This is a genomic window from Catenulispora rubra (genome assembly GCF_015356825.1).
Taxonomy (GTDB): Bacteria; Actinomycetota; Actinomycetes; order Streptomycetales; family Catenulisporaceae; genus Catenulispora; species Catenulispora rubra.
In genome coordinates this window covers 1-8,217 of the sequence record NZ_JAACYW010000409.1, presented here as the reverse complement: position 1 = coordinate 8,217, position 8,217 = coordinate 1, and the positions used below count along the sequence as shown (strand labels likewise).

At 70.6% G+C, this 8,217-nt stretch carries 6 protein-coding genes; 3 read left to right on the top strand and 3 right to left on the bottom strand.

What is annotated here, in order from left to right:
- On the bottom strand, positions 1–472 hold a 472-nt coding region (locus tag GWK61_RS50580), incomplete at its 3' end, for an ABC-2 membrane transporter-related protein (protein WP_228564320.1).
- Positions 469–1,227, bottom strand: a complete 759-nt coding sequence (locus GWK61_RS50575) for an ABC transporter ATP-binding protein (protein WP_194921105.1) — start codon at positions 1,225–1,227, stop codon at positions 469–471. The genes GWK61_RS50575 and GWK61_RS50580, both read right to left, overlap by 4 nt.
- Positions 1,228–1,371: 144 nt before the next feature.
- On the opposite strand from GWK61_RS50575, the gene GWK61_RS50570 reads away from it, so the two are divergent.
- The gene (locus GWK61_RS50570; protein ID WP_194921104.1) at positions 1,372–2,655 is read left to right on the top strand and encodes a sensor histidine kinase; all 1,284 of its coding nucleotides are present in this window, start codon (positions 1,372–1,374) and stop codon (positions 2,653–2,655) included.
- Entirely contained in the window at positions 2,652–3,314 is a 663-nt protein-coding gene (locus GWK61_RS50565) for a response regulator transcription factor (protein ID WP_194921103.1), read from the top strand. The genes GWK61_RS50570 and GWK61_RS50565 overlap by 4 nt, the downstream gene beginning before the upstream one ends.
- A 58-nt stretch (positions 3,315–3,372) precedes the next feature.
- Here GWK61_RS50565 and GWK61_RS50560 read toward each other — a convergent pair whose 3' ends face one another.
- Positions 3,373–5,046: a phosphodiester glycosidase family protein gene (locus tag GWK61_RS50560; RefSeq protein ID WP_194921102.1), complete on the bottom strand. Its 1,674-nt coding sequence runs from the start codon at positions 5,044–5,046 to the stop codon at positions 3,373–3,375.
- A gap of 186 nt (positions 5,047–5,232) precedes the next feature.
- Here GWK61_RS50560 and GWK61_RS50555 point away from each other — a divergent pair, with 186 nt between their 5' ends.
- Positions 5,233–8,148 carry an AfsR/SARP family transcriptional regulator gene (locus tag GWK61_RS50555; protein WP_194921096.1) on the top strand — a complete coding sequence of 972 codons (2,916 nt, stop codon included), beginning with the start codon at positions 5,233–5,235 and terminating at the stop codon, positions 8,146–8,148.
- Positions 8,149–8,217 lie beyond the last annotated feature (69 nt).

The window sequence follows — 8,217 nt, the reverse complement described above, 5'->3', positions numbered from 1 at the left end:
GCCCACCCCCGACCGGAAACCCGCCCGCCTCATCGATCGGCGCCGCCCACCAGCTCAACGCGAGGCTGACCAGCCCGGCGAACGCCATGCTCGCCAGCCCCAGCATCGCGATCTTCATCACGGCCCAGCGCGTCGGCGTGACGCTCTGATGCCACACGAACCGCAGCGTGCGCCCCTCCACCTCGCGAGTGATCATCGGCGCGCCCCAGAACGCCCCGATCAGCGCCGGCGTGAGCAGCAGCAGTCCGAAACCGGTGAAGTACAGCACCGGATAGACCGCATCCGCCTTCATCGCCGTGAGGAAGTCGGTCGTCGCGGCCGTGCACGACACGCCGCACGACCGCAGGCCGCTGGAATCGTAGAGCCCTGACAGCCCCGACGCCGTCGCCACCAGCGCGACACCGAACGCGACAACAACAGCCGCAGCGGCGACCGCCGAAGCCCGGAACTGCCGATAGACAAGCCAGATCATCGCTGAGCCTCCACTTCCGACCGCGAAGCGCGGCTCATATAGGCCAGAACCAGCTGTTCCAGGTCGGCAAGTTCGTCGCCCTGCGCAGCCAGCAAGTCATCAACCAACCCCGCCGCCTGAATACGCGACGCCGCGATCACAACCAGGTAGTCGCAGAACCCTTCGAGATCCGAGACCAGGTGCGAGGAGAGCATGACCGTCGTCGCCCGCTCGACAACCGCCTCCCGCAACTCGTCCAGGAACTCGCGCCGGGCCAGCGGATCCAGCGAAGCGACCGGCTCGTCCAGAATCAGCAGCTCAGGACGCTTGGCGATGGCCATCGTCAACGCCAACTGCGCACGCTGACCCCCGGAGAGCCTGCCCGCCTTCCGCCGAGGATCCAGCGCCAGCCGTTTGATCCGCTCCTCGGCATACGACCTGTCCCACCTCGGATTCAGCCGCGCGCCGAGCCGCAGGTGGTCGGCGATGGACAGCCCCAGGTACGTCGGCGTGTCCTGCGCCACGAAGCCGACCTTCGCCAGGTGCCCCGGACCGCTCCCGGGCCGACCACCCAAGACCTGGATCGTCCCCGAGTCGGGCGCCAAATGACCCGTGATGAGGTTCAGCAGCGTGGTCTTGCCGGCGCCGTTGGGGCCGACCAGGCCGACGACACGGCCGGCGGGGATGCTCAGCGTGCAGTCGGTCAGGGCCCAGCGGCTGCGGTAGCGCTTGCCCAGCTGACGGGTCTCGATGGCGGTTCCGATGGCGGCGTTCATGTGATCCACAGTGGCGCCCACAGCCCCCACGAGTCGTCGGACCCTGGCATCGATCTCCGCGCCCCGATCTGGCCTGAAGTATGACGCCGGATATCGTCTCTGAGACCGACGCGCGCCCAAGCACTGCGCCGGTACCGTCATGGTATGGACCCTTACAGCCCGCCGCTGGTCACCCGCATCGCGCGCCTGCGCCTGCGGCCGTGGCAGTGGGCCACCGTCGACTGCGTGGTCGCGGTCCTGGCGGCGGCGCCGAGCAAGGTGCCATACCTGCGCTACCCGGGATGGCTGGCCGTCGCCATCCTGATCCTGGCGTCCCTCCCCGTCGCCCTTCGCCGGCTCTGGCCGCGCGCCGTCCTCGCGGTCGTCGTGGTCGGCTCGGCACTGGCCATCGCCGGCACCGCCGTGAACGCTCCGGTCTTCATCCCGCTCGGAGCCTGCTACGCCGTATCGCTCATCCCGCTGCGGTTCCCCCGGCGCGAAGCGCTCTGGCTCCTCCTTGCCACCGTGCTCGCGATGGGCGTCGGATTCGGGATCTACGCCGCAGGTCCCGGCAACGCCAGCGCCGGCGACACCGGCCGCTCCGCAGCGGAGAGCGGCGTCTACGTCGTGGCCTCCTGGCTGGCCGGCTACGCGCTCCAGCAGCAGCGTTCCTACACGGCCAAGGCCCAGGAACAAGCCGCGCAGGAAATACGCGAACAACTGGCCGAAGCCCGCCGCATCAGCAGCGAAGAGCGGCTGCAGATCGCCCGCGAACTGCACGACGTCGTCGCGCACACCGTCAGCCTGATCGCCGTCCAGGCCGGCGTCGCCAACTACGTCGTGAAGTCGAACCCTGACGAGGCGGCGCGCGCCCTGGGGTCGATCGAGACGACCAGCCGCGGCGCGCTGCGCGAGATGCGGGCCCTGCTGGCGATGCTGCGAGCCGATGACGACGCCGACCAGGACGCCGACGCGAACGCCGCCGAGACCGGGAACGAGACCGGGAACGAGCCCCGGGCCGGTATCGTGCGGACCGCACCCGGGTTGGTCCCCGTGCCAGGGCTCGATGACCTGGGCGAACTCATGGCCCGGACCGCCGATGCCGGGCTCCGGGTCGCCCTGGAGATCCGCGGCGAGCGGACCGAGGTCTCCGCGGGGATCGACCTGGCCGCCTACCGGGTGATCCAGGAGGCGATCACCAACGTGGTCAAGCACGCCGCCACGGACGCCTGCCGGGTGACCGTCGGCTACGAGGAGGAGGTGTTGACCGTGGAGGTGACGGACAACGGTCATGCCGGAGCCGACAGCCGGATCTCAGGCCTGGGCCACGGCATCGTCGGCATGCGTGAACGGATCACCATGTACGGCGGCGACTTCCATGCCGGACCGCTGCCCGGCCGCGGCTTCCGGGTGTCGGCCCGCTTCCCGCTGAAGGAGGCCGGATCATGACTGTCCGGGTCCTGGTGGCGGACGACCAGGCGCTGGTGCGCGGCAGCTTCAGCCTGCTCGTGGACTCCGCGCCGGACCTGTCGTCGGTCGGTCAGGCGGCCACCGGCGCCGAGGCGGTCGAGCTCGCCGCGCGCGAACACCCCGACGTGGTCCTGATGGACATCCGGATGCCGGGCATGGACGGGATCGAGGCGACGCGCCAGATCACCGCCGCGATGCCGTCGCCGCCGATCCGTGTCCTGATCCTGACCACGTTCAACATCGACGAGTACGTCTTCACGGCGCTGCGTGCCGGAGCGAGCGGCTTCCTGCTCAAGGACACGCCGCCGGCCGATCTGCTGACCGCGATCCGCGTCGTCGCGGCCGGCGAGGCCCTGCTGTCGCCGAGCGTGACCCGGCGCGTCATCGAGGAGTTCACCCGGCGCCCGGAACCGTCCCGGCGTCCCGTCGGTGTCCTGGAGGACACCACCGACCGCGAACGCGAAGTCCTGACGCTCGTCGGCCTCGGCATGTCGAACGTCGAGATCGCGGCGCATCTGCACGTCAGCCTGTCCACGGCCAAGACCCACATCGGCCGGCTGCTGATGAAGCTGGACGCACGCGATCGGGCGCAGCTGGTGATCGCCGCCTATAACGCCGGCCTGGTCAAGCCCCATTGAGCTGACCAGGCCGGCGGCGTGGTTGCGGTAGCTGCCGCAGTAGCAGCAGCTACCGCAACTACGGCAGCACCTGAACGGTGTCCCCGACCGCCCGCTCACCGGTCGCGTCCGACGGGTTGGTGACCAGCTTGCCGTCGATTGCCATTGCCGTGGACCCGCCACCGTCGAGGTTCAGCGCCTGCACCGCGCCGAGCGAGCGCATGAACTCCGCCTCCTCATACAACGTGAAGCCCTCGCTGCCGGCTTTCTGGCGGCCGTCGACCGTGACCAGGAGCAGGTCGCCCTTGGCGTCCGTGCCGGCCATGGTGCGCGGCTGGCGCGCGTTGGCCCACTGGAAGTTGTAGGACAGGTCCTGCGGCTTGAGGACGCCCTCGGTCGCGGCGTCGACGGCGATCCGGCCGTTGTGGATCAGGATCGGAGCGGCGCTGACGATGCTGTCGTTCGCGCACAGGTGCAGCCGGTGGCCATTGGCGACGTCGGTGACCGACTCCTTTACTGCGAGGTGGTGCCCGACTACCGCGTGCGCGGTCAGCCAGGTCCCTGCGGTGCCTATGCCCTGGAGCACGGTGCCGCCAGCCGGGACCGAGCCGCCGCGCGCGCCGACCGAGACGACCGTGCCGGACCCGTCGAGCACGACCTGGGTCCCGGCCCCGGTCGGCAGCGCGGTCGCGAACTCCGGCGTGAACAGCACCAGGTCGTTGGCCTCGGTGCAGGTGATGTCCTGGATCGGATGCGTCGTGGGGACCGCGTTGGGCCGGCCGCAGTCGCGGAGCAGGCCCGGCACACGGTTCACGCCCTGGATCGGCGAGACCGCCGAGCCGGACCGGACCGACGCGGTGCTGTTCAGGTTGGCGATCTCGAAGTGCTTGCCGCCGTCCTTGATCACCAGCGCGCCGCGCGCGCCGGCGGACAGGGACTCGAGCTTGCCGTCGTAGACGCCGAGCCCGGACTGGGTTCCCTGCACGCCGTCGCTGTTGGAGGTGACGAAGAACCCGCCGTTGACGCCGACCAGCGCACCCAGCTGCGCGGCGACGGAGGACGTGGTCAGGCGCTGCGCGACGTTGCCGTCGTGGGTGGCCTCGACCTTGCCGTCGAAGACGCGCGGGTTGATCACGGCGACGTGGATGTTCTCCACGTCCGCGGGAGTCTGGACGTCGTAGCCGGTCCACTCGGTGATGGCGGTGAACCCGGCGGCCTTGATCGCGGCCAGCTCGGTGCCGGCGGCGGCCTGGGTCGGGAACTGGCCGACCCGGACCCGGTAGCCCATCAGGCCGTGCGGGGTGTCCGAGTAGTGCGGCCACTGGACCGCCTCGACGCGGGCCTGGAAGCCGTGGGCCTGGAGCTGCGCGGCGGTGGTCTGGGCCCAGGCGTGGGAGGCGACCTCGGCGTTGGCGGGGTTGCCGGTGATGGTGCTGGTGACCGGCTGTTCGAGGGCGACGGTCCAGAACGGGGTCACGCCGGCGTTCTTGATGGTCACGGTGCTGACCTGCACGCCGGGCGCGACGGTCGTCGTCGTCCACTGCTCGTGGCCGAAGCCGTCGAGGAACGTCGAGCCGGATCCGGAGCCGGATCCCGGGCCGAAGCTGGCGGCGGTCTGCGCCTGGGCCGTGGTGGCGCCGTACGCCGCGAGCGGCACGGACAGCGCGAGCACGGCCGCGGCGGTGAGCGCGCCCCGGCGGCGTGCCCCGCGGCCGGTGCCGACCGGGGTGGACGGGTTGAGCTGCTTCGACATGTGATCCCCTGACTCGGTGTGCTGAACATCTGAATCGGGCCGGCTGAACGGCTGATGGAAGACGTGCGACGGGTAGGGTAATAACAGGCCCATATTCCGAACGAATTGTGGAAGGGCAAGGCGTAGCCTGTGTCTGGCCGCCTAGGCTGTAAGGACATTGCTAGACGCACAACGGGAGGCTCGGCCGTGCGTTTCGCCATACTGGGACCGACGACGGTGGACGACGGGGCCGGGCCGGAGGAGCTGCCGCCGGGCATCCCCGAGGCTGTGCTGGTCGTGTTGCTGCTGAGCAGCCCGCGGGCGGTTCAGCTCGACGTGCTGATCGACGCCGTCTGGCCGGAGCGGCCGCCGATGGCCGCCGTCGACTCGCTGCGCAACCACCTGAGCCGACTGCGGCGCTTTCTCGGGCCGGTGCTGGCCGAGCGCTTGACCACGCGGCCGTCGGGCTACCTGCTCGACCTGGACGGCGTCGGCTTCGACGTCGCAGAGTTCTTGGAACTGTCGCGGCAGGGCAGACGGCTGGCTTCCGGCGGCGTGTGGGCCGAGTCGGCCGCGTTGCTCACCGCCGCGCAGGAGCTGTGGCGGGGCGAGCCGCTGGCCGGGCGGATCGTCGGCCTGGACCTGGCCAGCCGGCTGCGGGCGCTGCGGGAGGAGCGGCTGCTGGTGCAGACGGTTCGCATCGACGCGGACCTGCATCTGGGGCGGCACCGGGAGGTGGTCGGGGAGCTGCTGGACTTGACGGCGACGCAGCCTCTGCACGAGCCGGCGTGGCGTCAGCTGAGCCTGGCGCTGTATCGGGCGGGGCGGCAGGCCGACGCGCTGGAGGCGTTCCGGCGGTTGCGGAACCTGCTGGACGAGCAGCTGGGGGTCGAGCCTTCGGTCGAGCTGCGGGAGCTGTATCAGCGGATGCTGAATCAGGATCCTGCTTTGCAGATGGAGACTGAGGAAGGCTCCGGCTCGGCGGCGGCACCGGATGTGGCAGTAGAGCCGCAGCCGCAGTTCTCTACATCGCCATCGACACCACCGGCCGCCGAAGCCATCGCCGTGGCCCAACTCCCAGCTCTCATCGGCGACTTCACCGGCCGCGACGAGCAGATCCAGTTCCTGCACGAGGCGATCACCGTCCGCTCGGGCCGGGCCGGTCAGGTGCCGGTCGCGGTGATCACCGGCGGCGGCGGCCTCGGCAAGACGTCCCTGGCCGTCGCCGCGGCGCACCATGTATCGGATCAGTTCCCTGACGGGAACCTGTTCGTGGACCTGCACGGCATGGACGCCGCGACGCGGGACCCCGCCGAGGTGCTGCGGCAGTGGCTGGTGGACCTCGGGACTCCGGCGGAGGCGGTGCCGGTGGACGCCGAGGCCCGGCAGGCGCGGTTCCGGAGTCTGACGCACGGCAAGCGGCTGCTGGTCGTCGTCGACAACGCTCGTAACGCCGCGCAGGTGCTGCCGCTGCTGCCGGCCTCGCCGGGCTGCGCTGTTCTCGTCACGAGTCGATCGCGGCTCACCGACCTGCCGGCCACCGCGCGCCTCGACCTGGAGCCGATGTCGGCGACCGAAGCGCTGAACATGCTGGACGAGCTGGTCGGGGCCGAGCGCCTGCGCGCCGAGCCCGAGGCCACCGAAGACATCCTGAGGGTGTGCGCGGGCCTGCCGCTCGCGCTGCGGATCGTCGGCGCGCGGCTCCAGGCTCGACGTTCGTGGCCGGTACAGGCTTTGGCGAGGCGTCTGGACGACGAGCACCGGCGGCTGGACGAGCTGCGGATCGGAGATCTGGCGGCGCGCGCCAGCTTCGAGGTCAGCTTCCGCGGGCTGCCCGCCGGTACGCGTCCTGATTCGTCGCCCGCTCTGGTCTTCACCCTGCTCGGGCTGGTGGGCGGTCCGGACATCTCGGTGGCGGCGGTCGCGGCTCTGGCCGGCGTTCCGCTCGACGATGCCGAGGATGCCCTGGACGTGCTGCTGGACGCGCACCTCGTCGACAGCGTGATCCCCGGCCGCTACTTCATGCACGACCTGCTGCGGGACTTCGCCCGGGAACTAGCCGCACCCTCCGTGCAACAAGACGCCGACCACACTTCGCGCCGATCGTCGGCGATAACTCGGCTGGTCCACTGGTACTGCCACGCTGCCTCATCAGCCGCCGACCACCTGGCGCCGCGGACGAACACCTGGGATCTGCTGTCCAGGCTTTCGGCGTCCGAGGCGGTACCGGAGTTCGCCGATCGTGACGCGGCCTGGCAGTGGTTCCTGGTGGAGATCACCAACATCCACGCCGCCGTGGTCTCCGCGGATTCGGACCTGCCCGGTCCCGAGCCCTGGGTACTCGCCTCCCAGCTCGTCCTGTTCTTCGCCCAGAGCAGCCGCTGGGCCGAGGCGGCCGAGACGTTCACCGTGGCCCTGCGATCCGCGCAGCGCGACGGCGACCCCCTGGGGCTTGCCCGGATCCTGAGCGTGCAGGCCTACGCCTTCGGCCACCTAGGGCGCCACGCCGAGGCACTGGACGCGGCCGGGCTCGGCGTCGAGGCCGCCGAGCAGGTCGGCGACCTGCGGCTGCTGGTGATCGCGTACAACGCCTACGGCTGGGTGCTGCAGAAGGCGGGGCACTACCGCGAGGCCGTGACCAACCAGCAGAAGATGGTCAAGGTCCTACGGATGATCGACAGCCCAGAACGCACGGCCGCAGGCCTCGCCGACCTCGCCGAAGCCCTCACCGCCTGCGGCGACCACGCCGAAGCCGCCGAGGCCCTGGAGGAGGCACTACCCCTGGCCCGCAAAGCGGAACGGCCCTACATCGAGGCCTACATCCTGAACGCCCTCGGCACCGCCCACACCGCCAACAACAGCGCCGAGGAAGCAGCCGCCCTCCTGACCGACGCCGCCAACCTCCGCGCCACCATCGAAGACCGAGCCGGCCACGCCGAAAGCCTCCTCCGCCTCAGCCAGGCCCAAGCCGCCCTCGGCCACACCACCACCGCCGCCACAACCTGGAGCCAAGCCTCAACGATGGTCGACGAGATCGGCAGCTCGCGCCTGATCGAGCTGCGCGCAGAGCTGACGGAGCCAGCGGCGGTGGGTGATGGGGCGGGAGCCGGCGAGGCCGGCTGAGGACCGACCACCAGGACCGACCACCAGGACCGACCACCAGGACCGACCACCAGGACCGACCACCAGGAC